At 60.4% G+C, this 23,234-nt stretch carries 20 protein-coding genes and 2 tRNA genes; 12 read left to right on the top strand and 10 right to left on the bottom strand.

What is annotated here, in order from left to right; all coding sequences use genetic code 11:
- The first annotated feature begins 244 nt into the window (after positions 1–244).
- From rpsP to thrC, 8 genes are all read left to right on the top strand, one after another.
- Complete coding sequence (rpsP, locus tag NIBR502773_RS09690) at positions 245–496, top strand: 30S ribosomal protein S16 (RefSeq protein WP_003238923.1); 252 nt, start codon at positions 245–247, stop codon at positions 494–496.
- Positions 497–501: 5 nt separating this feature from the next.
- Positions 502–1,038, top strand: coding sequence for a ribosome maturation factor RimM (gene rimM, locus NIBR502773_RS09685; RefSeq protein WP_027605457.1), 537 nt, complete (start codon positions 502–504; stop codon positions 1,036–1,038).
- The gene (trmD, locus tag NIBR502773_RS09680; RefSeq protein ID WP_016977714.1) at positions 1,020–1,793 is read left to right on the top strand and encodes a tRNA (guanosine(37)-N1)-methyltransferase TrmD; all 774 of its coding nucleotides are present in this window, start codon (positions 1,020–1,022) and stop codon (positions 1,791–1,793) included. The genes rimM and trmD overlap by 19 nt, the downstream gene beginning before the upstream one ends.
- Before the next feature lie 45 nt (positions 1,794–1,838).
- Positions 1,839–2,189, top strand: a complete 351-nt coding sequence (gene rplS, locus NIBR502773_RS09675; RefSeq protein WP_003175895.1) for a 50S ribosomal protein L19 — start codon at positions 1,839–1,841, stop codon at positions 2,187–2,189.
- A gap of 112 nt (positions 2,190–2,301) precedes the next feature.
- On the top strand, positions 2,302–3,198 hold the full coding sequence (gene xerD, locus NIBR502773_RS09670) for a site-specific tyrosine recombinase XerD (protein WP_141155929.1): 897 nt from the start codon (positions 2,302–2,304) through the stop codon (positions 3,196–3,198).
- Between the two features lie 142 nt (positions 3,199–3,340).
- Positions 3,341–4,072, top strand: coding sequence for a thioredoxin fold domain-containing protein (locus tag NIBR502773_RS09665; RefSeq protein WP_027605460.1), 732 nt, complete (start codon positions 3,341–3,343; stop codon positions 4,070–4,072).
- A 129-nt stretch (positions 4,073–4,201) separates the two neighbouring features.
- Complete coding sequence (locus tag NIBR502773_RS09660; protein ID WP_065939217.1) at positions 4,202–5,506, top strand: homoserine dehydrogenase; 1,305 nt, start codon at positions 4,202–4,204, stop codon at positions 5,504–5,506.
- 67 nt (positions 5,507–5,573) lie between these two features.
- Positions 5,574–6,983, top strand: coding sequence for a threonine synthase (gene thrC, locus NIBR502773_RS09655; protein WP_027605462.1), 1,410 nt, complete (start codon positions 5,574–5,576; stop codon positions 6,981–6,983).
- 75 nt (positions 6,984–7,058) lie between these two features.
- Here thrC and NIBR502773_RS09650 read toward each other — a convergent pair whose 3' ends face one another.
- Positions 7,059–7,280: a hypothetical protein gene (locus NIBR502773_RS09650; protein ID WP_141155928.1), complete on the bottom strand. Its 222-nt coding sequence runs from the start codon at positions 7,278–7,280 to the stop codon at positions 7,059–7,061.
- A gap of 311 nt (positions 7,281–7,591) precedes the next feature.
- On the opposite strand from NIBR502773_RS09650, the gene NIBR502773_RS09645 reads away from it, so the two are divergent.
- Complete coding sequence (locus tag NIBR502773_RS09645; protein WP_115487217.1) at positions 7,592–7,876, top strand: DUF3509 domain-containing protein; 285 nt, start codon at positions 7,592–7,594, stop codon at positions 7,874–7,876.
- Between the two features lie 170 nt (positions 7,877–8,046).
- Here the strand turns inward: NIBR502773_RS09645 and NIBR502773_RS09640 are convergent, their stop codons facing one another.
- Together NIBR502773_RS09640 and NIBR502773_RS09635 are read right to left on the bottom strand one after the other, a co-directional pair.
- Positions 8,047–8,931 (bottom strand): TIGR02285 family protein, encoded by an 885-nt coding sequence (locus tag NIBR502773_RS09640; protein ID WP_115487216.1) that lies wholly within the window; start codon positions 8,929–8,931, stop codon positions 8,047–8,049.
- On the bottom strand, positions 8,931–10,130 hold the full coding sequence (locus NIBR502773_RS09635) for a CaiB/BaiF CoA-transferase family protein (protein ID WP_065939216.1): 1,200 nt from the start codon (positions 10,128–10,130) through the stop codon (positions 8,931–8,933). The genes NIBR502773_RS09640 and NIBR502773_RS09635 overlap by 1 nt, the downstream gene beginning before the upstream one ends.
- A 148-nt stretch (positions 10,131–10,278) precedes the next feature.
- On the opposite strand from NIBR502773_RS09635, the gene NIBR502773_RS09630 reads away from it, so the two are divergent.
- A complete protein-coding gene (locus NIBR502773_RS09630; protein ID WP_027605467.1) occupies positions 10,279–10,821 on the top strand; it encodes a YaeQ family protein in 543 nt (180 codons plus the stop codon).
- 157 nt (positions 10,822–10,978) lie between these two features.
- The gene (gene recJ, locus NIBR502773_RS09625; protein ID WP_065924825.1) at positions 10,979–12,688 is read left to right on the top strand and encodes a single-stranded-DNA-specific exonuclease RecJ; all 1,710 of its coding nucleotides are present in this window, start codon (positions 10,979–10,981) and stop codon (positions 12,686–12,688) included.
- 136 nt (positions 12,689–12,824) lie between these two features.
- On the opposite strand, the gene NIBR502773_RS09620 is transcribed toward recJ, so the two are convergent.
- From NIBR502773_RS09620 to NIBR502773_RS09605, 4 genes are all read right to left on the bottom strand, one after another.
- Positions 12,825–14,105, bottom strand: a complete 1,281-nt coding sequence (locus NIBR502773_RS09620; protein WP_141155927.1) for a virulence factor family protein — start codon at positions 14,103–14,105, stop codon at positions 12,825–12,827.
- Positions 14,105–16,747, bottom strand: a complete 2,643-nt coding sequence (gene mprF, locus NIBR502773_RS09615) for a bifunctional lysylphosphatidylglycerol flippase/synthetase MprF (RefSeq protein ID WP_141155926.1) — start codon at positions 16,745–16,747, stop codon at positions 14,105–14,107. The genes NIBR502773_RS09620 and mprF overlap by 1 nt, the downstream gene beginning before the upstream one ends.
- Positions 16,748–17,013: 266 nt before the next feature.
- Positions 17,014–17,090, bottom strand: a tRNA-Met gene (locus tag NIBR502773_RS09610).
- 269 nt (positions 17,091–17,359) lie between these two features.
- Positions 17,360–17,436: transfer RNA gene (locus NIBR502773_RS09605), tRNA-Met, on the bottom strand.
- A gap of 283 nt (positions 17,437–17,719) precedes the next feature.
- On the opposite strand from NIBR502773_RS09605, the gene dinB reads away from it, so the two are divergent.
- Positions 17,720–18,778, top strand: coding sequence for a DNA polymerase IV (dinB, locus tag NIBR502773_RS09600; protein WP_027605471.1), 1,059 nt, complete (start codon positions 17,720–17,722; stop codon positions 18,776–18,778).
- A gap of 69 nt (positions 18,779–18,847) precedes the next feature.
- Here dinB and NIBR502773_RS09595 read toward each other — a convergent pair whose 3' ends face one another.
- The 3 genes from NIBR502773_RS09595 to NIBR502773_RS09585 all read right to left on the bottom strand — a co-directional run bounded on the left by NIBR502773_RS09595 (position 18,848) and on the right by NIBR502773_RS09585 (position 23,225).
- Positions 18,848–19,801, bottom strand: a complete 954-nt coding sequence (locus tag NIBR502773_RS09595; RefSeq protein WP_065925011.1) for a hypothetical protein — start codon at positions 19,799–19,801, stop codon at positions 18,848–18,850.
- Between the two features lie 20 nt (positions 19,802–19,821).
- Complete coding sequence (locus NIBR502773_RS09590) at positions 19,822–21,537, bottom strand: proline--tRNA ligase (RefSeq protein ID WP_027605473.1); 1,716 nt, start codon at positions 21,535–21,537, stop codon at positions 19,822–19,824.
- A 155-nt stretch (positions 21,538–21,692) separates the two neighbouring features.
- Positions 21,693–23,225: an AmpG family muropeptide MFS transporter gene (locus tag NIBR502773_RS09585; RefSeq protein WP_141155925.1), complete on the bottom strand. Its 1,533-nt coding sequence runs from the start codon at positions 23,223–23,225 to the stop codon at positions 21,693–21,695.
- Positions 23,226–23,234: the final 9 nt, after the last annotated feature.

The following is a 23,234-nucleotide window of genomic DNA, read 5'->3' as shown; positions in this document are numbered from 1 at the left end:
CGAGCGGGAGTTCACTCCTGCTCCGACCCACAGGGATGTGGGATCTCCAGCAAACCCGCCGTTGGCGGGGGCTGACCTGCCGTTTTAACCGACGGCTCTCTAGCAGATCTGAATGGCACGCTGATAGGCGCCAGAAAAAGACATTTGCAAAAGTCCGGATATTCCTTAGAATATGCGGCCTTTCGGGCACCTATGCCCGCTGTGCATTTAGATTTGCAGCACCGACTACAGGAACGATGTTCACATGCTAACAATCCGTCTTGCCCTTGGCGGCTCCAAAAAGCGCCCGTTTTACCACTTGACCGTAACTGACAGCCGCAACCCACGTGACGGCTCTCACAAGGAACAAGTAGGTTTCTTCAACCCGATCGCTCGTGGTCAAGAAGTCCGCCTGTCCGTGAACCAAGAGCGCGTAGCCTACTGGCTGAGCGTTGGTGCACAACCGTCTGAGCGTGTTGCCAAGTTGTTGAAGGACTCGGCTAAGGCCGCAGCCTGAGCAATATGAACGCGACGCCAACTGTTGCTGATGATTTGATCGTTATCGGCAAGATTTATTCTGTTCATGGCGTTCGCGGCGAAGTGAAGGTGTATTCCTTTACTGATCCGACTGAAAACCTGTTGCAGTACAAGACCTGGACGCTCAAGCGCGAAGGTAGTGTGAAACAGGTCGAGCTGGTCAGTGGACGCGGGAGCGATAAGTTCCTGGTCGCAAAGCTCAAGGGTCTTGATGATCGTGAAGAAGCTCGTCTTCTGGCCGGTTATGAGATCTGCGTGCCGCGCAACCTGTTCCCTGAATTGACCGACGGCGAATACTACTGGTACCAGCTGGAAGGTCTGAAGGTTATTGATCAACTCGGGCAATTGTTCGGGAAAATCGATCATCTTCTGGAAACCGGCGCCAATGATGTAATGGTGGTCAAGCCTTGCGCTGGCAGCCTGGATGATCGCGAACGCCTGTTGCCCTATACCGAGCAATGCGTGTTGGCTGTCGACCTGGCGGCGGGCGAGATGAAGGTGGAATGGGACGCGGACTTCTAAGCGTGGCTAATTTGCGCATTGAAGTGATCAGTTTGTTTCCCGAGATGTTTTCCGCCATCAGCGAGTACGGCATCACCAGTCGGGCGGTGAAACAGGGGCTGTTGCAGCTCACCTGTTGGAACCCGCGAGACTACACGACGGATCGACATCACACTGTGGACGATCGCCCATTTGGCGGTGGCCCGGGCATGGTGATGAAGATCAAGCCCCTGGAAGATGCGTTGGTTCAGGCCAAGGCAGCCGCCGGGGAGAAGGCGAAGGTAATTTACCTGTCCCCTCAAGGCCGTCAGCTGAAGCAGGCTGGGGTCCGCGAACTGGCGAATGAGGAAGCACTGATCCTGATTGCCGGTCGCTATGAAGGCATTGACGAGCGGTTTATTGAAGCTCATGTCGATGAAGAGTGGTCGATTGGGGACTATGTCCTGTCTGGCGGCGAGCTGCCGGCGATGGTCCTGATAGATGCGGTTACACGACTGCTGCCTGGAGCTTTAGGGCATGCGGACTCCGCGGAGGAAGATTCCTTCACGGACGGTTTGCTGGATTGCCCGCACTACACCCGACCGGAGGTGTATGCGGATCAGCGTGTTCCCGACGTATTGCTAAGTGGCAATCACGCACACATCCGGCGTTGGCGTTTACAGCAGTCCCTTGGTCGGACCTATGAACGACGCGCCGATCTTCTGGAAAGCCGCTCGCTTTCTGGAGAAGAGAAGAAGCTGCTCGAGGAATACATCCTCGCGCGGGACGATAGTTAACAACGTATCGATGGTAGGTCCATTGACTTACCTTAGGAGCACAGCATGACTAACAAAATCATCCTTGCACTCGAAGCAGAGCAGATGACCAAAGAGATCCCTACCTTTGCCCCGGGCGACACCATTGTCGTTCAGGTGAAAGTGAAGGAAGGCGACCGTTCGCGTCTGCAAGCGTTCGAAGGCGTGGTAATCGCCAAGCGTAACCGTGGTGTGAACAGTGCTTTCACTGTTCGTAAAATCTCCAACGGTGTTGGCGTAGAGCGTACTTTCCAGACCTACAGCCCGCAAATCGACAGCATGGCCGTCAAGCGTCGCGGTGACGTACGTAAAGCCAAGCTGTACTACCTGCGTGACCTGTCCGGTAAAGCAGCTCGCATCAAGGAAAAACTGGCTTAAGTCCAGCTTCCCGATGCAGAAAAAAGCAGCCTACGGGCTGCTTTTTTGTGCCCGCGATTTGAGGTCCGGGATAGGATCTACCTGATTCAGCCACTTTTCTGTTCGAGTCCCTATGCCCGCCATCGACCACCCTTTGATCGACCGTTTCCTCGATGCCCTATGGCTGGAAAAAGGCCTGTCAGATAACACCCGCCAGGCCTACCGCAGCGACCTGGCGCTGTTCAACGGCTGGTTGCAGGAGAAACACCTGGAACTGATCAATGCCGGCCGCGAGCTGATCCTCGATCACCTGGCCTGGCGCCTGGAGCAGAACTACAAACCCCGTTCCACTGCGCGATTTCTCTCCGGTGTGCGTGGCTTTTATCGTTATTTGCTCAGGGAAAAACTGATTACCCTCGATCCGACCCTGCAAATCGATATGCCGCAGCTGGGCAGGCCCTTGCCCAAGTCCCTGTCGGAAGCCGACGTCGAGGCCTTGCTCGCTGCGCCCGACCTCAGCGAAGCCATCGGCCAGCGTGACCGCGCCATGCTGGAAGTGTTGTATGCCTGTGGCCTGCGGGTCACGGAGCTGATCAGCCTGACCCTGGAGCAAGTCAATCTGCGCCAGGGGGTGCTGCGGGTAATGGGCAAGGGCAGCAAGGAACGGCTGGTGCCGATGGGGGAGGAGGCGATTGTGTGGGTCGAGCGCTACATGCGCGATGCCCGTAGCGAGCTGCTGGGCGGGCGGCCCAGCGATGTGCTGTTTCCCAGCCAGCGTGGCGAACAGATGACCCGCCAGACGTTCTGGCATCGCATCAAGCACCAGGCCAAGGTCGCGGGGATCGGCAAGAGCCTGTCGCCCCACACCTTGCGCCATGCATTCGCCACCCATTTGCTCAACCACGGTGCGGATTTGCGCGTGGTGCAAATGCTGCTCGGGCACAGCGACTTATCCACCACCCAGATCTACACCCATGTGGCGCGTGCGCGCTTGCAGGATATGCATGCCAAGCACCACCCGCGAGGCTGAAAAGCGCCAATTTATGCCGCCACGGGCTGCCCTGCGGCCCAACTGTGGTAGGCTTTGCCGGTTAGCAAAGGGGACCGCCCGCACTCGTGTTTCCGTATTGGCGCGCCTGCACCCGTCCCTGCATCTGCCTTCAGGAGTTTCCATGCGCTTGACCCAGATTATTGCCGCCGCAGCCATTGCGTTGGTTTCCACCTTTGCCGTCGCCGATGACGCTGCCGAGCAGACCATCCGCAAGAGCCTGGCCAACCTGCAGCTCGATACCCCAATCGAAAGCATCAGCGCCAGCCCGATGGCCGGCCTGTATGAAGTCAAGCTCAAGGGCAGCCGCGTGCTGTACGCCAGTGCGGACGGTCAGTACATCGTCCAGGGCTACCTGTTCCAGCTCAAGGACGGCAAGCCGGTCAACCTGACCGAGAAAGCCGAGCGCCTGGGCGTGTCCAAGCTGATCAACGGCATCCCGGTGGCTGAAACCGTGGTTTACCCGGCCATCGGCGAGACCAAGACCCATATCACCGTGTTTACCGACACCACGTGCCCGTACTGCCATAAGTTGCATGCCGAAGTGCCTGCGCTGAACAAGCTGGGTGTGGAAGTCCGCTACGTAGCGTTCCCGCGCCAGGGCCTGGGTTCGCCGGGCGACGAGCAGTTGCAGGCCGTATGGTGCTCGGCCGACAAGAAAGCGGCCATGGACAAGATGGTCGATGGCAAGGAAATCAAGGCCGCCAAGTGCGCCAACCCGGTGTCGAAGCAATTTGCCCTGGGCCAGTCCATCGGCGTCAACGGTACACCGGCCATCGTTTTGGCTGACGGCCAGGTGATTCCGGGCTACCAGCCGGCACCACAAGTTGCCAAACTGGCGCTGGGTGCCAAATAAACCAGCATCGTCGAACCTTTGACGATCATGGCCTGTGGATAAGTCGACGGGCCATTAATTGAAAGCCGCAGTTGTGCGGCTGTTTTCCACGGCCGACCTAGCGTCGGCCGTTTCATGGGGAGTTCTTCAGTGAAACCGGTCAAAGTAGGCATCTGTGGGTTAGGGACCGTCGGTGGCGGCACCTTCAACGTACTTCAGCGTAATGCTGAAGAAATTTCCCGCCGTGCAGGGCGTGGGATTGAAGTGGCGCAAATTGCCACGCGTTCGCCAAAGCCTCAGTTCCAAACGACCGGTATTGCGATTACCAACGATGTCTTCGCCGTGGCCACCAACCCTGAAATCGATATCGTCATCGAGCTGGTGGGCGGTTACACCGTGGCTCGCGAGCTGGTGCTCAAGGCGATCGAAAACGGCAAGCACGTGGTCACCGCCAACAAGGCGCTGATCGCCGTACACGGCAACGAGATCTTCGCCAAGGCCCGCGAGAAAGGCGTGATCGTGGCATTCGAAGCCGCGGTTGCCGGCGGTATCCCGGTGATCAAGGCGATCCGTGAAGGCCTGTCCGCCAACCGCATCAACTGGGTGGCTGGCATCATCAACGGCACCGGTAACTTCATCCTCACCGAAATGCGCGAGAAGGGCCGTACCTTCGAAGACGTACTGGCCGAAGCCCAGGCCCTGGGGTACGCCGAAGCCGACCCGACATTCGACGTGGAAGGCATCGACGCGGCGCACAAGCTGACCATCCTGGCGTCCATCGCCTTTGGTATCCCGCTGCAGTTCGACAAGGCCTACACCGAAGGCATCACCCGGCTGACCACTGCCGACGTGAACTACGCCGAAGCCCTGGGCTACCGCATCAAGCACCTCGGTGTCGCGCGCAGCACCCCGGCGGGTATCGAGTTGCGTGTGCACCCGACGCTGATCCCGGCCGATCGCCTGATCGCCAACGTCAATGGCGTGATGAACGCCGTGATGGTCAACGGTGATGCCGCTGGTTCCACGCTGTTCTACGGCGCCGGTGCCGGCATGGAGCCGACCGCTTCGTCGGTGATCGCCGACCTGGTGGACGTGGTTCGCGCCATGACCAGCGACCCGGAAAACCGTGTACCGCACCTGGCCTTCCAGCCGGATTCGCTGTCGGCCCACCCGATCCTGCCGATCGAGGCCTGCGAAAGCGCCTACTACCTGCGCATCCAGGCCAAGGATCACCCGGGCGTGTTGGCCCAGGTGGCCAGCATCCTGTCGGAGCGCGGTATCAATATCGAGTCGATCATGCAGAAGGAAGTCGAGGAGCAGAACGGCCAGGTGCCGATGATCCTGCTGACCCACCGGGTGCTCGAGCAGCACATCAACGATGCCATCACCGCGCTGGAAGCCTTGCAAGGCGTCGTGGGCCCGGTGGTGCGGATTCGCGTCGAACACCTGAACTAACCGATCTGTTCCAGAGGTCCCGTGTGTGCGGCGGCCTCTGTTCGAGAATGTTTTAGAGGAGCCAGTCATGCGTTACATCAGCACCCGCGGCCAGGCACCGGCCCTGAATTTCGAAGACGTCTTGCTGGCAGGCCTTGCCACCGACGGCGGCCTGTACGTGCCGGAAAACCTGCCACGCTTTACCCAGGAAGAAATCGCTTCGTGGGCCGGCCTGCCGTACCACGAGCTGGCGTTCCGGGTGATGCGCCCATTCGTCACCGGCAGCATCCCCGATGCGGATTTCAAAAAGATTCTGGAAGAGACCTACGGCGTGTTTTCCCACAGCGCCATCGCGCCTCTGCGCCAGCTCAACGGCAACGAATGGGTGCTCGAGCTGTTCCATGGCCCGACCCTGGCGTTCAAGGACTTCGCCCTGCAACTGCTGGGTCGCCTGCTGGACTACGTGCTGGAGAAGCGCGGCGAGCGCGTGGTGATCATCGGCGCCACCTCCGGTGATACCGGTTCGGCCGCCATCGAAGGCTGCAAGCACTGCGAAAACGTCGACATCTTCATCCTGCACCCGCACAAGCGTGTGTCGGAAGTACAGCGCCGCCAGATGACCACCATCTTCGGTGAGAACATCCATAACATCGCCATCGAAGGCAACTTCGATGACTGCCAGGAAATGGTCAAGAACAGCTTCGCCGACCAGGGCTTCCTCAAAGGCACACGCCTGGTGGCGGTGAACTCGATCAACTGGGCGCGAATCATGGCCCAGATCGTCTACTACTTCCACGCCTCGCTGCAATTGGGTGGCCCGGCGCGCTCGGTGTCGTTCTCGGTGCCGACCGGCAATTTCGGCGACATTTTCGCCGGCTACCTGGCCCGTAACATGGGCCTGCCGATCAACCAGTTGATCGTCGCCACCAACCGTAACGACATCCTGCACCGCTTCATGAGCGGCAACCAATACGTCAAGGAAACCCTGCACGCCACCTTGTCGCCGTCCATGGATATCATGGTGTCGTCGAACTTCGAACGCCTGCTGTTCGACATGCACGGTCGCAACGGCGCAGCCATCGCCGGCTTGATGGACACCTTCAAGAGCGGCGGCGGTTTCAGCGTTGATGAAGAGCGCTGGACCGAAACCCGCAAGCTGTTCGACTCCCTGGCCGTGGACGACGCGCAGACCTGCGAAACCATCGCCGAGGTCTACGCCCAGACCGGCGAGTTGCTCGACCCGCACACCGCCATTGGGGTGAAGGCCGCCCGCGAATGCCGTCGCAGCCTGGATATCCCGATGGTGATCCTCGGCACCGCCCATCCAGTGAAATTCCCGGAAGCGGTGGAGAAGGCGGGTGTCGGCAAGGCGCTGGAACTGCCGGTGCATCTGACCGACCTGTTCGAGCGTGAAGAGCGTTGCACGGTGCTGCCGAATGACTTGAAGGCGATGCAGGCGTTTGTCAGCCAGCATGGCAACCGTGGAAAGCCTTTGTAAGGCAGGTCACCCAGACAAAAACGCCGCTTGGGTCAGCGGCGTTTTTTGTTTCTGGCAGGCCCGACGGCGTGCCGGTTACAAGAGCAACTTAATCGCTACTCCAGTAATCGAAGCAATCGTTGCGACCACGGCCATTGCTACGCCCATGGGGTACCAGAAAGTTTCACAGTTTATTTTCAGGGATTCCGATTTGAGCTTGTCTTGCTCAGCCTGCATGCGTGATATTTCTGCGTAGATGCGCCTCACATCGGCATGCATTCTCTCCATCGTCGCCAGTCGCTCATCGTTTTCCACCATCGCATTCCTCCTTCGCAATAAGGGCCTTTGGCATACGCTTTACCCACGTGGCACTGTGATCAGCGCTCATCGAGTATAGGATTCACCCATGGTCTGCGCGGCAGGGGAAGCCCAAAACAGCAGCCCATTGCGTAAGCATTTATGTGTCGCCGTTTTTTGCCTGTCATGTTGCAAGCGCATGCTGGAAACGTCATCCCCCGACAACCCCGCATAAACGAAAAAGCGAACTTTCCTACGTCACAACCAGTCACTTAGGATAGATGCAGCTCCCGTTTACAAGAATGTTTGCGAACTATTGAGTGGTGATCGAGATGGAAAGTATCAGCCTATTGCTCGAAGAAGCACTGAGCCCTTATCAGGTGACATTGACCACCGCAGGTGTGCAGGAAGAGTGCCTGGTAACCGTGAAGAACCCCGCCGGCGCGATCGTGGTCGAGCGTGAAGTCGACCGGGCGCAATTGCTCGATAAGCGCGTATTGGTGGATGTGGTGGATTGCCTTTTGCGCGACCTCAAGATCGCTGAAGGACGCCTGGAACCCTCGGTCATCGCGGCCTTGCGCAACGCCGCCCAGACCCGCAGCGCTGCCGTTGCATGAAGAATTGTTTATAGATGGAAACTTCCCACGTCATGGCCGGTCAGATTTTGTAACAGCAAGAGCAAACATTGTGCTCCGGTGTTTGTGCCTTGCTGTACTGGTCTTTGTAGGCCACGTTTAACCCCGAAGTGTCTCCCCACTCTTCGGGGTTTCTTTTTGCCTGGGGTTTGTCACGGCGCTGGCGAGTCCTGGAAAAAGCTCGGGTTGTCTCGCAGGTAGTGTTCACGCATGGCAGGGTCCAGCCAGGCGGCATAGGACTGCTGTACGTGTTCCAGCGGGAGGCTGAGCAGAACCTGGTTGATCCGTTCCATGGCCTCGCGCCCCTCAGGTGTATCCGAGCAGCCGATATGCGTGCGCTGGTAAGGCGCTGTGCCCTTGATGGGGTAGAAACTCAAGTCTTCGGCCGCGATCCCCTGTTGCATCGCGTGGTAGCGGATTTCCGGCCAATAGCCCAGCACTGCTTCCAGCCGGCCCAGGCGCTGCATCTGCAGCAAGCTGCCAAGGGCATCGTTGCCGTAGTGCAGTGCCAGTTTGTGTGTGTCGGCCTGTTTCAGTCGCTCATCGATAACGGCGCCGTAGCTGCGTTCCGCGATCGCGCCGACCCTTGCCTCATGGGCGTCGAAGAAGGCCTGCAGGTCGAACTGGCCGTCTACGATAAACGCCGCCAGGGCGCCCTGCTGGCTGCGTCGGATCGTGACCCCATTACTGGCGACCACAAACGCCTGCCTGGAAAATACGATGTACCTGGCCCGCTCGGCCGTCCACAGCAAGGATGGATCGCAGGTGAGCGTGGGCTCGCGCAGCATCTGCATGCCGCGCGCGCGATTGACGTGCATTACCTGGTGGCGATATTCCGGCAAGTGCTCGATCAGTATCGGCAGCAACTGGTCCAGGGCGCCCTGGCCTTTGCCTGGCCCTTCGAAGATGGTCAGCGGCGGCAAGTCGCGCAGCAACCAGATCAACGTGCCCTCGGCGCTCGCCGGCACGGGCCAGCCGCCGGCCAGCATGACGGCCAGGGACAGCGCACTGAACCAGTGCCTGCAACCGTGGGACATCAGATGGCGCCTTGCTCACGCAGGCGGACAATGGCGGCGGCGTCGTATCCCAACTCGCCCAGCACCACGCCGTTGTGTTCACCCAGTTGCGGCCCCACCCATTCGCAACTGCCCGGTGTGTCCGACAGCTTGGGTACGATGCCCGGCATCTTGAAGTCCTTGCCGCCGGGAAGCCGGGCCTTGAGGAACATCTCGCGTGCGAGGAATTGCGGGTCGCCCAGCATGTCCTCGGCGCTGTAGATCCGGCTGGCGGGAACCTCGGCCTTGTTGAGTTGCTCCACCACCTGCTCCAGCGGCAGCGAGTTCACCCAGCGATCAATCACGCCATAGAGTTCATCGCGACGGCTGTCGCGCCCGTCATTGCTGGCCAGTTGTGGATCGTTCGCCAGGTCGTCACGGCCGATGGCACTCATGAAGCGTTTGAAGATGGCATCGCCGTTGGCACCGATCTGTACGTGCTTGCCGTCCGCGCTGGTGTGGATCGACGACGGCGTGATGCCGGGCATGATGTTGCCGGTACGTTCGCGAATAAACCCGAATACATCGAACTCGGGGATCATGCTTTCCATCATGGCGAAGATGGCTTCATACAGCGCCACATCCACCACCTGGCCCACACCGCCGTTGACCTCGCGATGACGCAGCGCCATCAAGGCACCGATGACCGCCCACAGCGCGGCGATGGAGTCGCCAATGGAGATTCCCGTGCGCACCGGCGGGCGATCTTCGAAACCGGTGATATAGCGCAGCCCGCCCATGGACTCGCCCACTGCGCCAAATCCGGGCTGGTCTTTCATCGGTCCGGTCTGGCCAAAACCCGAGAGGCGCACCATCACCAGTTTCGGGTTCAGCCCATGCAGGGTTTCCCAGCTCAGGCCAAGCTTCTCCAACACGCCGGGGCGGAAGTTTTCGATCAGGATGTCGGCGTCTGCCAGCAGTTGCTTGAGAATCGCCAGCCCGTCCGGGTGCTTGAGGTTCAACGTCAGGGACTTTTTGTTGCGCGCCTGCACAAACCACCACAACGAGGTGCCTTCGTACAGCTTGCGCCATTTACGCAGCGGATCGCCGCCGTCCGGGGACTCGACCTTGACCACCTCGGCACCGAATTCAGCACAAATGCGTGAGGCGAAGGGCCCGGCGATCAGGGTGCCGAGTTCGATGACTTTCAGGCCGGCAAGCGGTTTGGCATTAAACGACATGGGGATCCTTGTCTGCGCGGAACGGTGGTGTGAAGCCTTTTAACATAGGCGAGCAGCCCAGGGATAAGGATGATGCAGCGCAGGATTCGTTGAATGACCTCGCCATCGGTTAGACTGACCGCCTTTCCCTGTCTCTAGAAGCCCGTTCATGGCCCAGCCGTCCACGACCTACAAATTCGAACTCAACCTCACCGACCTCGACCGTTCGGTGTACGAGAGCGTCAAGCAGACTATCGCTCGCCACCCCTCGGAAACTGAAGAACGCATGACCGTGCGCCTGCTGGCCTACGCCCTTTTTTACAACGAACAGTTGGCGTTCGGTCGTGGCCTGTCAGATGTAGACGAGCCAGCCCTGTGGGAAAAAAGCCTGGATGATCGGGTTTTGCATTGGATCGAAGTCGGCCAGCCGGATGCCGACCGCCTGACCTGGTGCTCGCGTCGCACTGAGCGCACCAGCCTGCTGGCATACGGCAGCTTGCGTGTTTGGGAGGGCAAAGTGGTGCCGGTGGCGAACACCCTGAAGAATGTCCACATCGCAGCAGTGCCCCAGGAGATTCTGGAGGTTCTGGCCAAGGACATGCCCCGCGTGATCAAGTGGGACGTGATGATCAGTGAAGGCACGATCTTCGTCACCGACGACCGTGGCCAGCACGAAGTGCAACTGCAATGGCTGGTCGGCGAACGCGGTTGAAAATGTGGGAGGGGGCTTGCCCCCGATTGCGGTGTGTCAGCTATATATAAGCTGGCTGATGCACCGCTATCGGGGGCAAGCCCCCTCCCACATTTGATCTGTGTTGCCTTCAGAGTTGTCGTTTAACCGTTGTATTCAAGAGAAGCTCCCGTCACCCATGCGTATCGATCCCCGCCCGTTGCCCGCCGTCCTGCCCTTCCTGGGGGAATTGCCACCGCTGTTGACCCGTCTCTACGCCGCACGTGGCGTGCAGTCCGAGGCCGAGCTGGACAAGAGCCTGGCGCGGTTGATTCCCTATCAGCAGCTCAAGGGCATCGACGCGGCGGTGGACTTGCTGGTGACGGCATTGGAGCAACGCCAGCGCATCCTCATCGTCGGTGACTTCGACGCCGATGGTGCCACCGCCAGCACCGTAGGCACCCTGGGCCTGCGTTTGCTCGGTGCGGCCCATGTCGATTACCTGGTGCCCAACCGCTTCGAATACGGCTATGGCCTGACCCCGGAAATCGTCGCGGTGGCCCTGCAGCGCGAGCCGCAGTTGCTGATCACCGTGGACAATGGCATTTCCAGTGTCGAAGGCGTGGCGGCGGCGAAAGCGGCGGGGTTGCAGGTATTGGTGACCGATCACCACTTGCCCGGGGATGAGCTGCCGGCGGCGGATGCCATCGTCAACCCGAACCAGCCGGGCTGTGAGTTCCCGAGCAAGGCCCTGGCCGGCGTGGGCGTGATCTTCTACGTGCTGATGGCCCTGCGCGCGCGTTTGCGCAGTTTGGGCTGGTATGAAAACAAGCCTCAACCCAACATCGGCGAGCTGCTCGACCTGGTCGCCCTGGGCAGCGTCGCCGACGTGGTGCCCCTGGACGCCAATAACCGCATACTCGTGCATCAGGGCCTGGAGCGTATTCGTGCCGGTCGCGCACGGCCGGGGATCAAGGCGATCCTCGAAGTGGCCAAGCGGGATGCAGCGCGCATCACCTCCACCGACCTCGGCTTTATCCTCGGACCACGCTTGAACGCCGCCGGGCGCCTGGACGATATGAGCCTGGGCATCGAATGCCTGCTCACCACGGATTTCGCCGCGGCACGGGAAATGGCTGCGCAACTGGATGGCATGAACCAGGACCGCAAATCCATCGAACAAGGCATGCAGCGCGAGGCCCTGGCTCAGCTCAAGGACTTGCCGGTGGACTCAATGCCCTACGGCTTGTGCCTGTTTGATCCGGACTGGCACCAAGGTGTGATCGGCATTCTTGCGTCGCGCATGAAGGAGCGCTATTTCCGCCCCACCATTGCCTTCGCCGATGCCGGCGATGGCCTGCTCAAGGGCTCAGGGCGCTCTGTGCAAGGCTTTCACATCCGCGATGCCCTGGCGGTGGTTGCGAGCCAGCATCCCAACCTGATCAGCAAATATGGCGGCCACGCCATGGCGGCGGGGTTGACCTTGCCCGAGGAAAATTTCCCACTGTTTGCCGAGGCCTTTGACGCCGAAGTGCGTCGGCAGCTGCGCGAAGAAGACCTCACCGGGCGCCTGCTGTCCGACGGAACCCTGGCGGTGGAAGAGTTTCACCTGGAACTGGCGCGCGCATTGCGGCATGCCGGGCCGTGGGGGCAACACTTTCCCGAGCCGTTGTTCCATGGCGTGTTCCAGCTGGTCGAGCAGCGGGTGGTGGGGGAGCGGCACCTGAAAGTGGTGCTCAAGAGCGAATGCGGGTCGGTGAAGCTCGATGGCATTGCCTTCGGCGTCGACCGGGAAGTCTGGCCGAACCCGACCGTACGTTGGGTGGAATTGGCCTACAAGCTGGATGTGAACGAGTTTCGTGGCAATGAAACTGTGCAACTGATGATTGCCCACATCGAACCGCGCTAGATCTTACCCACACCGCAAAAAACTGTGGGAGGGGGCTTGCTCCCGATAGCGTTGGGTCAGTCACAGCATTGTTGACTGATGCTCAGCTATCGGGGGCAAGCCCCCTCCCACAGTTTGATTTGTGTAAGGCTCGGGTTTATTCGGTTTTGGCCTGGTGCTTCACGATGATATCCACCAACCGCTTGGCCAGTGCCGGATAGTTCTCATCGAAGTGATGCCCGCCCGGCAGTTTCACCGCCTCGCCCACGGCGGTCTTGTCGGTGCAGCCACTCTCGTCGACTTCTTCGGCACCGTAGATGCACACCACCTTGTCAGCCGGCAGCTTGGCCATTTCCGGGCCGGTCGCGGCTTCTTTGCCGGCGTTGCCCAGCCAACCTTCCACTTCGATTTCAAAGCTGCCGGTGCGGGCGAAGGCCAGCAGGATGATGACGTCCACACGCTGCTGTTCGTTTTCCGGCAGGCGGTTGTAGATCGCCGGCAGGACGTCCGCGCCGAAGGAGTAACCGGTCAGCACGAAGCGCTTGGTGCCCCATTTCTGCCGGTAGTGCTGCATCAGCTCGGTGAGGTCCTTGGCGCTTTGTTCCGGGGTCTTGTGCTGCCAGTAGTAGCGCAGGGTGTCGATGCCGACCACCGGGTAGCCTATCTTGGCCATTTCGCCGGCCACGTCGCGGTCGAGGTCACGCCAGCCGCCATCACCGGAAAGGAACAGCGTCACGGTGTCCTTGGCCTGGCCAGCCGGCACTTCCACCACGGGAATCGCCAGGCCGCCGTTGTCCGAACCCACCAGTTGCTTGCGCAGTTCGTTGTTCAGCACTTGCGGATAGTGAATGTCGTAGTCGCTGATGCTGGTGGTGGCGCGCGGTGTGTCACGTACGAAACTGGCGCTTTCATCGTCAGGGTTGTCGTTCCAGGCCACCAGCCAATTACCGTGTGCTGCGGTTTTCGGCAGTGGGTCCTTGCACCCTTCCTGCACCAACGCGAAGCCGACGGAGATGGCGTTGGCCTTGTCGTCGCTCTGAGTGGCCAGCCAGCGCCAGGCGAGGGCGGCGCCAGGGCCGATGCCGCTGACCAGGGTCGCGGGGCCCTTGAGCTGGCCCAGGGCGCTTTGCAGCGCTTGTTCCTGCAGCTTGCAGTCATCCTTTGGCAGGATCACCTGGACGATCTGCGCCTTGCCGCCCTGGCTCAGGGTAATCAGCTGGCTATCGGTCAGTGTTTCGTCAGCCATCGCCGCCACCGCGACGCGGGCTTTCGGGGTGCCGGCCGGAGTCACGCGGGTCATCACCGAGCCGTCGGCCTGGGGCAGTTGCTCCAGGGTCGGCTGTGGGGCAGGGCGGTTCCAGAACCAAAAGCCGCCACCCAGGACCAGGGCGAGCAGCACTACAAAGGCCAATACATACCGCCAGGAGCGTCGAATCATCAGCGTTTCACCAATCCAGTCAAGCCGCCCGCGATCAGGGCGGCGGTATCGGCCAGTGCCACCAGCGGGTCAAGTCCCGCGGGCACAGCCATGTAACGGGGTTCCCAGTCAGGCTGGAACTTGTCTTTGAAGCGGCGCAAGCCTTGGAAGTTATACAGTTGCTCGCCGCGACGGAACACCATCGAGCCCAGGCGCTGGGTCAGTGGCGCGCCGCGTCGCGGTTGCAGGCCCGACAACGGCACCATGCCGAGGCTGAAGCGGGCGTAGCCGTGATTCTTATAGTGTTGAATCAGGCCGACCATCATGAATTCCATGGTCAGCTTGGGCGCATCCGGGTGGGCGCGCATCAGGTCGAGGCTGGCCAGGTCATGGTTGTAGGTCTCGAGCAGGTTGGCGAAGGCCACCGGGCGGCCTTCGAAGCGAATGATCGCGATACGAAAGTGCTTGAGGTAGTCGTCGCTGAAGCGTCCGAGGGAAAAGCCTTTTTCCCGCACATTCTTACCGGTAAGCCAGGCGTCCGAGATGACTTTTAATTCATCCATCGGTGCCGTGCCGGGTTCAAAGATCTCCAGGGACAGGCCATCCCGGGTGCCACGGTTCCAGGTGTAGCGCAGGTCCTTCATCTCTTTGCCCTTGGCTTCCAGGTCAAAGCGTTTCAGGTCGACGCGGGCTTCCTCGCCCAGCTTGATCGCGGTGAGGCCGATGTCCATGTAATAGGGCAGGTTCTCGGCGCGTACCTGATAGAACACCGGGCGCGCATGATGGATGTCGCACAGGTCGCGGAACTGCCAGATCATTTCGGCACGGGGCTGGGTCGGACCGATCGGGTCATACAAGGCCACCAGGCTGCGGCCGCGACGGGCATACATCAGGAACGCTTCGTCATTCGGGTGGAACAGCAATGCTTTGTCGCCGGTCAGCGCCAGGCCGCCGTCGGGTTGCGACGACGCCATCAGGATCTTGCTGGCGCGTTCCAGTTCATCGGGTGTCGGCAGGTGGATCACCGGGCGTGCGGTGCGCAGCAGCCAGGTCAGCGAGACGATGACCAGCAGCACGGCGGCGCCCAGCAGCGAACGCAGGCCGCGCGGGGCGTTGGCATCAAGGGTGAACTGCCACCACAGTTGATGGCTGTACGGTACATCTTGATACGCGAACAGCAGCAGCCAGATAGAAGCCCCCAGCACACAGACGCTGGCTACCAGGTACAGCGGTGAGAAAGGCAGCTCGGTCAGGCGGCTGGCGCGATAGAACGAGCGGCGGAAGATCGCCAGCAGTATCGCCGTCATGGTCATCAGGCTGGCTTCTTCCCAATCGAACCCCTTGAGCAGCGAGAGCAGGGCGCCCACCAGCAGCAGCACCATGGTCAGCATCCACGCAGCCGACAGGCGTCGACGCAGGCCCTGGGCCAGCAACAGGCACAGCACGCCGATCAGGCTGGCACCGAAGTGCGAGGCGTCAATCAGGCGGTGGGGGATCAGGAAGCCGATGTTTTCCAGGCGTGAGTCGATTTCTGGCGTGGCGCCGGAAAACAGCAGGACCACGCCGGACAAAAAAACCAGTACGGCCAGCACCGGCGCTGCCAAACCCGAGGCTACCCGCAGGCTTTGCTGAGTCTGGAACAGGCGCTGGGCCTCGTTGACCAGCAGGAACACACAGGCGATCAGCAGCGGCAGGACCACGTAGATCATGCGGTACAGCAGCAGGGCGGCGGCCAAGGGCGCGGCGCCGAGCTTGTCGGCGAATGCGGCAAGCAGGATGGCTTCGAATACGCCTACGCCCCCTGGCACATGGCTGAGTACACCGGCGGCCAACGCCAGCAGATACACCAGCAGGAACGGGCCGAAAGGCGGTGCTTCCGGCAGCAGCAGATAAAGGACGGTAGCGGCGGCGGCCACGTCCAGTGCGGTGATGATCAGTTGCAGGAACGTCAGGCGCCGGCCAGGCAGACGCAGGGTCCGACGCCCGGCTTTTACCAGCAGGTTGTCCGGGTAGGGCTGTTCCGGCAGGCGGCGGCGGTAGATGCCGATGCACAACATGGCCGACAGCAACAGCACTGCGCCGGCAACGCCGCCGAGCACCGTTTGTGGCAAATGCAGGTAGGTCGACGCTGCTGGCAAGTTGCTCAGCGTGGCCAATGCAGCCAGCGGGGGCAGGGCGCAGCCCAGTGCCAGGCTGGCGAACACGGTCATGTGGGCGACTTCCGAAGCCCCGATGCCATGGCGTGCATATAAACGGTAGCGTACCGAGCCGCCCGAGAGCATCGACAGGCCAATGGCATTGCCGATCGCAAAGGCAGTAAAGCCGCCAAGGGCCAAGGTTTTGGCCGGCAGGTTCACCCCGGCATAGCGTGCGCCGGAAAACTCATAGCCCAGCAGAATGACGAACCCCGCGACGGCGGCGGCGAACGCACCGAGCAATGCAGGTTTGGGCACTTCCAGGATCGAGTCATGGAGGGCGTAGAGATCCAGCTCCAATAGCAGGTGCCGACAGGCGATCAGGGCGATTGCGAACAGCAACAAGGTCACGGCCAGCCCGATGGGTTGCCGGTATTTGCTCAACAGATCCAGCCAGCGCAAGCGGGTGGGGGCGATAGGTTGTTCTGCTGTGACGGTGTCTTGTGGTTCAGACGAGTTGGCGCGCATCAATCACCTCGTGGATTGTGCGCGACAGGATGGAGGTATCCAGCCAAGTTACCAATCCCTATGGACAAAATAATTACAAATATTAACGCGGATCACCGGGTGCGGCGACTGCGGCCATTGGTCGTAGAGGCGTAAGCATAGCGTGCAATGAGATGGACTCAACAAACCGCGTACGGTTTCATGAAAGATGCCATGCCATTGTTTCAGAAGAACTTTTTCATCGGATACAAAAAAGGCCACTCTTTCGAGTAGCCTTTTTTGATGTTTGGTTGCGGGAGCCGGATTTGAACCGACGACCTTCGGGTTATGAGCCCGACGAGCTACCAGACTGCTCCATCCCGCGTCTGTGGGCGGCATTCTACAGCCAGATGGCGAGGTGTCAACCGTTAATGAGGCGATGGGTCAAATAAGTGTGAAATAGCTGACATGCAACCTAAGTTCGCGATTGAAAACGCTTTTTGTAGTGAGCGGGCTTGCCCCGCGCCAAGCTGCGGAGCAGTCCGTGGTGAAGTGCACACTATCTTGTGTGGGGCTGCTTGCCAGTCCCGCGCGGGGCAAGCCCGCTCGCTAAAACAAAAAAGGCCACTCTTTCGAGTAGCCTTTTTTGATGTTTGGTTGCGGGAGCCGGATTTGAACCGACGACCTTCGGGTTATGAGCCCGACGAGCTACCAGACTGCTCCATCCCGCGTCTGTGTGTCGGCATTCTACAGAGGATCACGAGTGTGTCAACCGGTGAATCGAAGAAAAGCGCTTGTGGTTCAATCGGTTAGCTCTCCATACAGAGCCGTTTGAGGGCTTCGGGCCAGAAGGGCCAAGGGTTTCAGCTCTATTGGGGCGCTAATTTCGATTGAGAAAATAAATTCATCTGGGAAGTTTCCTACCGCTCAGACGGAAGATTCAAACTACTGGTGCTATATACAGGGGTGGATGCGATACTGGCCACCCGTTGGATTACACCCGCCTTTCTACTTATGACGCAGCGCAAAATCATCCACGTTGACTGTGATTGCTTCTACGCCGCCATTGAGATGCGCGATGACCCGAGCCTGGCGCAAAAGCCCCTGGCGGTAGGTGGGTCGGCAGATCGAAGGGGCGTGATCGCTACATGCAACTACGAAGCGCGGGCGTACGGGGTGCGTTCCGCCATGTCGTCGCGGCATGCCCTGAAGCTCTGCCCGGACCTGACCATCGTCAAGCCGCGCATGGATGCCTATAAGGAAGCGTCGAAGGAAATCCAGACGATCTTTCGCGACTACACCGACCTGATCGAGCCCCTGTCGCTGGACGAGGCCTACTTGGATGTCTCCGACAGCCCGCACTTTGGCGGCAGCGCCACGCGCATCGCCCAGGACATTCGGCGCCGGGTCTCCAACCAATTGCACATCACCGTGTCCGCCGGCGTGGCGCCGAACAAGTTCTTGGCCAAGATCGCCAGTGATTGGAAAAAGCCCAACGGCCTGTTTGTCATCACCCCGGATCAGGTCGAGGACTTTGTCTCCCAACTGCGGGTAAGCAAGTTGCACGGCGTGGGCAAGGTGACGGCAGACAAGCTGGCGCGCCTGGGCATCGAAGACTGCCTGCAATTGCGTGAGTGGAACAAGCTGGCGCTGGTGCGTGAGTTCGGCAGCTTTGGCGAGCGCTTGTGGAGCCTGGCCCGTGGGATAGATGAGCGTGTGGTGCAGAACGACAGCCGGCGGCAGTCCATCAGTGTGGAAAATACCTACGATGTGGACCTGCCGGATCTCTCAAGCTGCCTGGCGAAACTTCCAGAGTTGATGGAGACCCTGGCAGGGCGCATGGCGCGTATCGACAGCAGCTACAAGGCGGGCAAGCCGTTCGTTAAGGTGAAGTTTCATGATTTTACCCAGACGACGCTGGAGCAGGCGGGCGCGGCGCGGGATCTGGAGAGTTATCAACAGTTGATGACCCAGGCGTTCAATCGCGGTGGGAAACCGGTGCGGTTGTTGGGGATTGGGGTGCGGTTGCTGGACCTGAGTGGCGGTAACGAGCAGTTAGAGTTCTCTTGGTAGAACCCGGAAACAAAATGTGGGAGGAGGCAAGCCCCTTCCCACATTTGGATCGATAGCGTTTCCGCAGCCTCAGCGTGCTCCGGGATCCGCCACCAACCGCCCCGCATCCTTGGTCAACGCCTGCAGGAATTCCTGCTGCAACTCGGGATCATTGCGGGTCAGTTCGATCAGGCTTTGTTCCAGTTCGCTGGCTTCTTCCTCCAGGCCCAGCTCCGACAGGCGCTTGACCCGGTGCACCCACTGGCTGACTTCATCGTCTTCCAGGTCGTCGTAGATCAGGCCGTGGGCTTCCAGCAACTTGCCGCGCAGGGTGCTGCTGATCGCCAGGGTCGAGTCCGAGTGCACGTCGTCCTGGCCATCTTCCACGCTGATCTTCAAGGTCGTGACGCGGTTCAGGTCCTGCTCGGCAAACGGGCTGTCCAACAGGTTCAGGCGCAGCACGCCGTTGCGGTCGGTGGTCAGCTCATGGGTCTGTTTGCCGGCGGTGACCTGGACCGGGCGTTCGCTCCAGGGCAGGCTCGAATACTCCACGCGTTTGTCGCGCTGGACTTCATCGATACCCGCCAGGTTCTGTTGCGCGCGCCCATGGGATTGCACGTTCATGAACGGGTTGAGACCGTCCACGCCGTAGGTCAGCCAGTCGTGGGTCATGCTGGTCGGCAGGTTGCCGAGGGCGAAGATGTTCGCCACGTTGGCGCCCGCACCCGCGACCAAAGCCACTGCACCCAGGGGCATCTCATAGAGTTTGCGCCAGGGTTGGTAAGGCGTGTAGCGGTCGTAACGACGGGTGACTTCGAATTCGGTGACCTCAAAGGTCTTTTGCTCGTGAATACGAACCCGGCGTTGCGGCAGTTCCAGCACTTTGGGTTCGCCTACATCGATCTGCAGGCTGTGGTCGAGCAACTTACGCTCGACCCGCTCCTCGTGCTCACTGCGTTGCGACATCTGATTGGCGCAGCCGCTGACCAGCAGGGCGCCGCATAAGGCGGCGCCCCCCAGGGCTCTGGTGTTTCGCTTGAACATGACGTCTCTTGATCTGGTTTTCAGCGACGAATACGCGCCTGGAGGAAAGACAGCACGTCAGCCACCGGCAACGGTTGGGCTTCGGCTTCGGTCCGGCTCTTGTATTCCAGATTGCCATCGGCCAGGCCGCGGTCACTGACCACGATCCGGTGCGGGATGCCAATCAGCTCCATGTCGGCGAACTTGATGCCCGGGCTGGTTTTCTTGTCGCGGTCATCCAGCAGCACTTCAAAACCAGCGGCCGTGAGTTCGGCATACAGTTTGTCGGTGGCTTCGCGTACTTGCTCGGTTTCGTAACGCAGCGGTACCAGGGCCACTTGGAAAGGCGCCAGGGCGTCACTCCAGATAATGCCTTTCTCGTCGTTGTTCTGCTCGATGGCAGCGGCAACCACGCGGGAAACGCCAATGCCGTAGCAGCCCATGTCGAGGGTGATCGGCTTGCCGTTCTCGCCCAGCACTTCGCACTTCATCGCCTTGCTGTACTTGTTGCCCAACTGGAAGATGTGCCCGACTTCGATGCCGCGCTTGATTTCCAGGGTGCCCTTGCCGTCCGGGCTTGGGTCGCCAGCAACGACGTTGCGCAGGTCGGCCACGGTCGGCACCGGCAGGTCACGCTCCCAGTTCACGCCGAAGTAGTGCTTGTCGTCGATGTTCGCGCCGATACCGAAGTCGCTCATCAGCTCGACCGAACGGTCGATGATGATCGGCAGCGGCAGGTTCAGCGGGCCGAGGGAGCCGGCACCGGCGCCGATGGCGTCGCGCAGTTCGGCATCGCTGGCCATGACCAGTGGGCTGGCCACGCCAGGTTGCTGGGCGGCCTTGATTTCGTTGAGTTCGTGGTCGCCACGGATCACCAGGGCGATCAGCTTGCCTTCTTCTTCGGCATGCACGATCAGGGTCTTGATGGTCTTTTCAATCGGCAGATTGAATTTCTCCACCAGGGCCGCGATGGTCTTGGTCTCTGGCGTATCCACCAGGCGCAGTTCTTCAGCCGGGGCTGGACGGGAGGTTTCCCGTGGCACGGCTTCGGCTTTCTCGATGTTCGCCGCGTAGTCGGAACCGTTGCTGAACGCGATATCGTCTTCGCCGGACTCGGCCAGCACGTGGAATTCGTGGGAGCCGGCACCGCCGATGGAGCCATTGTCCGCTTCAACCGCCCGGAACTTCAGGCCCAGGCGTGTGAACACGTTGCAGTAGGCCTGGTGCATGCGGTCATAGGTGACCTGCAGTGATGCCTGGTCGGCGTGAAACGAATAGGCGTCCTTCATGATGAATTCACGGCCACGCATCAAGCCGAAGCGTGGGCGGATTTCATCGCGGAATTTGGTCTGGATCTGATACAGGTTCAGAGGCAGCTGCTTGTAGCTGCTCAACTCGTTGCGCATCAGGTCGGTGATCACTTCTTCATGGGTCGGGCCGGCGCAGAAGTCGCGGCCATGACGGTCCTTGAAGCGCAGCAACTCAGGGCCGTACTCTTCCCAGCGTCCGGATTCCTGCCACAGCTCGGCCGGTTGCGTGCTCGGCATCAACACTTCGAGAGAGCCGGCAGCATTCATTTCTTCGCGAACGATGGCTTCGACCTTGCGCATCACCTTCAAGCCCATGGGCAGCCAGGTGTACAGGCCCGAGGCCAGTTTGCGAATCATGCCGGCGCGCAGCATCAGCTGGTGGCTGATCACGACCGCATCGGAAGGCGTTTCTTTCTGTGTGGCGAGCAAATATTGACTGGTACGCATGGTAGGCCGTTGTCGGTTGCTTGAACTTGAAATGACTTGGGATTGTACGGGCGCAAACTGCCGCCGTACAGGCATCAGAATGCAGGGCTGTCTGTAGGCGCAGAGCTTGCTTGCGATGGGGGCGCCGCGGTCTGGCTTTTAAAGGGCCCCCAGAATCAGTCCTCTACCGGCGGATTCAACCGCATCCGCCGATTTTCCTGATACCAGTGCAACGCAATCAGCAGCAGTGTCGGTACGCCCAGCATGCAGGTGATCAGGAAGAAGTTGTGGTACCCGAACTTCTCCACCATCACCCCCGAGTACCCGCCGATCAGGCGCGGCAGCAACAGCATGATCGAACTGAGCAGCGCATATTGGGTGGCGGAAAACTTGAGGTTGGTCAGGCTCGACAGGTAGGCCACGAATGCCGACGTGGCCAGGCCCGAGCTGAAGTTATCCAGGGAGATGGTAAAGATCAGCATCTGCAGGTCGGGGCCCATGTCGGCGAGCATCACGAACAGCAGGTTGGTCCCCGCCGACGCTACACCGCCTATAAACAGGATCGGCAGGATGCCGAAGCGCACGATCAGCAGGCCGCCCATGCCGGCGCCGAGCAGGGTCATGATCAGGCCGAAGATCTTGCTGACCCCGGCGATCTGGTCCTTGGTAAAACCCTGGTCGATGTAGAACACGTTGGCCATCACGCCCATCACCGTGTCGGACATACGATAGGTGGCGATCAGCCCCAGCAGCAGCAATGCCTGCCAGCGGTAGCGCAGGATAAAGTCGTTGACCGGCGTGAGCACCGGCGCCAGGCCCCGTCGACCCATGGCCGACAGGCACAGCGTGGTGAGAATGATATAGAGAATGGCGCGCAGGAACGCGCGGTCGTCCATCAGCAAGTCCCACAGGCTGACGCCCTGGAACAGCACGCTGGCGAAGTCGGTGTTGAACAGCTGGGTGAACATCGCCGGTACGGACACCAGCAACACGATCAGCACGAACACTGACACCAACTGATGCGCGAAGCTGTAGCGCCCGGCCTGCAACTGGGTGCGCAGCGGTACATTCGGTTCGCGCATGAACAGCGTGGTCAGCAGCGCCGGGATCATCAGCACGCCGAACAGCACATAGGTACCGGTCCAGGCCGAGTGCTTATAGTTGAAGCCGGTGGAGCCGAAGCCTTCGGCAAAGAACAGCGCACCGGCCGTGGCCAGCAGGGCGGCGATGCGGTAGCCGGACATATAGCTGGCGGCCAGGGCGGCCTGGCGGCTGTCGTCGGCGATTTCCAGGCGATAGGCGTCGACCGCGATGTCCTGGGTGGCGGAAGCAAAGGCCACCACGACGGCAATGGCGATCAGCCAGGACAGGTGTTTCTGCGGGTCGCAGAAGCCCATGCCGATCAATCCGAGGATCACCAGCGACTGTGCAAGCACCAGCCAGGAGCGACGACGTCCGAGTTTACCGAGCAGTGGCAGGCGCCATTGGTCGAGCAGCGGCGACCAGACCCATTTGAAGGCATACGCCAAACCGATCAGGCTCGCATAGCCGATGGTCTCGCGGGCCACACCGGCCTCACGCAGCCACACCGAAAGCGTCGAGAACACCAACATGTAAGGCAAGCCGGCGGCAAAGCCGAGCAACAACAGCACTAACGTCGAGGGGCTGGCATAGGCGGCGAGCGCGGCGCGCCAGGTTTTACGGGGCATGGGCTGGAG

This window comes from Pseudomonas sp. NIBRBAC000502773 (assembly GCF_006517195.1).
GTDB lineage: Bacteria > Pseudomonadota > Gammaproteobacteria > Pseudomonadales > Pseudomonadaceae > Aquipseudomonas > Aquipseudomonas marginalis.
Note: the sequence above shows the minus strand (reverse complement) of the source record. Positions and strands in the feature narration are given on the sequence as shown.

Excerpts from the sequence above, each read along its gene's own strand:
- rpsP (WP_003238923.1), top strand. The coding sequence starts at position 245 with ATGCTAACAATCCGTCTTGCCCTTGGCGGCTCCAAAAAGCGCCCGTTT.
- rimM (WP_027605457.1), top strand. The coding sequence starts at position 502 with ATGAACGCGACGCCAACTGTTGCTGATGATTTGATCGTTATCGGCAAG.
- trmD (WP_016977714.1), top strand. The coding sequence starts at position 1,020 with ATGGGACGCGGACTTCTAAGCGTGGCTAATTTGCGCATTGAAGTGATC.
- rplS (WP_003175895.1), top strand. The coding sequence starts at position 1,839 with ATGACTAACAAAATCATCCTTGCACTCGAAGCAGAGCAGATGACCAAA.
- xerD (WP_141155929.1), top strand. The coding sequence starts at position 2,302 with ATGCCCGCCATCGACCACCCTTTGATCGACCGTTTCCTCGATGCCCTA.
- NIBR502773_RS09665 (WP_027605460.1), top strand. The coding sequence starts at position 3,341 with ATGCGCTTGACCCAGATTATTGCCGCCGCAGCCATTGCGTTGGTTTCC.
- thrC (WP_027605462.1), top strand. The coding sequence starts at position 5,574 with ATGCGTTACATCAGCACCCGCGGCCAGGCACCGGCCCTGAATTTCGAA.
- NIBR502773_RS09650 (WP_141155928.1), bottom strand. The coding sequence starts at position 7,280 with ATGGTGGAAAACGATGAGCGACTGGCGACGATGGAGAGAATGCATGCC.
- NIBR502773_RS09645 (WP_115487217.1), top strand. The coding sequence starts at position 7,592 with ATGGAAAGTATCAGCCTATTGCTCGAAGAAGCACTGAGCCCTTATCAG.
- NIBR502773_RS09640 (WP_115487216.1), bottom strand. The coding sequence starts at position 8,931 with ATGTCCCACGGTTGCAGGCACTGGTTCAGTGCGCTGTCCCTGGCCGTC.
- NIBR502773_RS09635 (WP_065939216.1), bottom strand. The coding sequence starts at position 10,130 with ATGTCGTTTAATGCCAAACCGCTTGCCGGCCTGAAAGTCATCGAACTC.
- NIBR502773_RS09630 (WP_027605467.1), top strand. The coding sequence starts at position 10,279 with ATGGCCCAGCCGTCCACGACCTACAAATTCGAACTCAACCTCACCGAC.
- recJ (WP_065924825.1), top strand. The coding sequence starts at position 10,979 with ATGCGTATCGATCCCCGCCCGTTGCCCGCCGTCCTGCCCTTCCTGGGG.
- NIBR502773_RS09620 (WP_141155927.1), bottom strand. The coding sequence starts at position 14,105 with ATGATTCGACGCTCCTGGCGGTATGTATTGGCCTTTGTAGTGCTGCTC.
- mprF (WP_141155926.1), bottom strand. The coding sequence starts at position 16,747 with ATGCGCGCCAACTCGTCTGAACCACAAGACACCGTCACAGCAGAACAA.
- dinB (WP_027605471.1), top strand. The coding sequence starts at position 17,720 with ATGACGCAGCGCAAAATCATCCACGTTGACTGTGATTGCTTCTACGCC.
- NIBR502773_RS09595 (WP_065925011.1), bottom strand. The coding sequence starts at position 19,801 with ATGTTCAAGCGAAACACCAGAGCCCTGGGGGGCGCCGCCTTATGCGGC.
- NIBR502773_RS09590 (WP_027605473.1), bottom strand. The coding sequence starts at position 21,537 with ATGCGTACCAGTCAATATTTGCTCGCCACACAGAAAGAAACGCCTTCC.
- NIBR502773_RS09585 (WP_141155925.1), bottom strand. The coding sequence starts at position 23,225 with ATGCCCCGTAAAACCTGGCGCGCCGCGCTCGCCGCCTATGCCAGCCCC.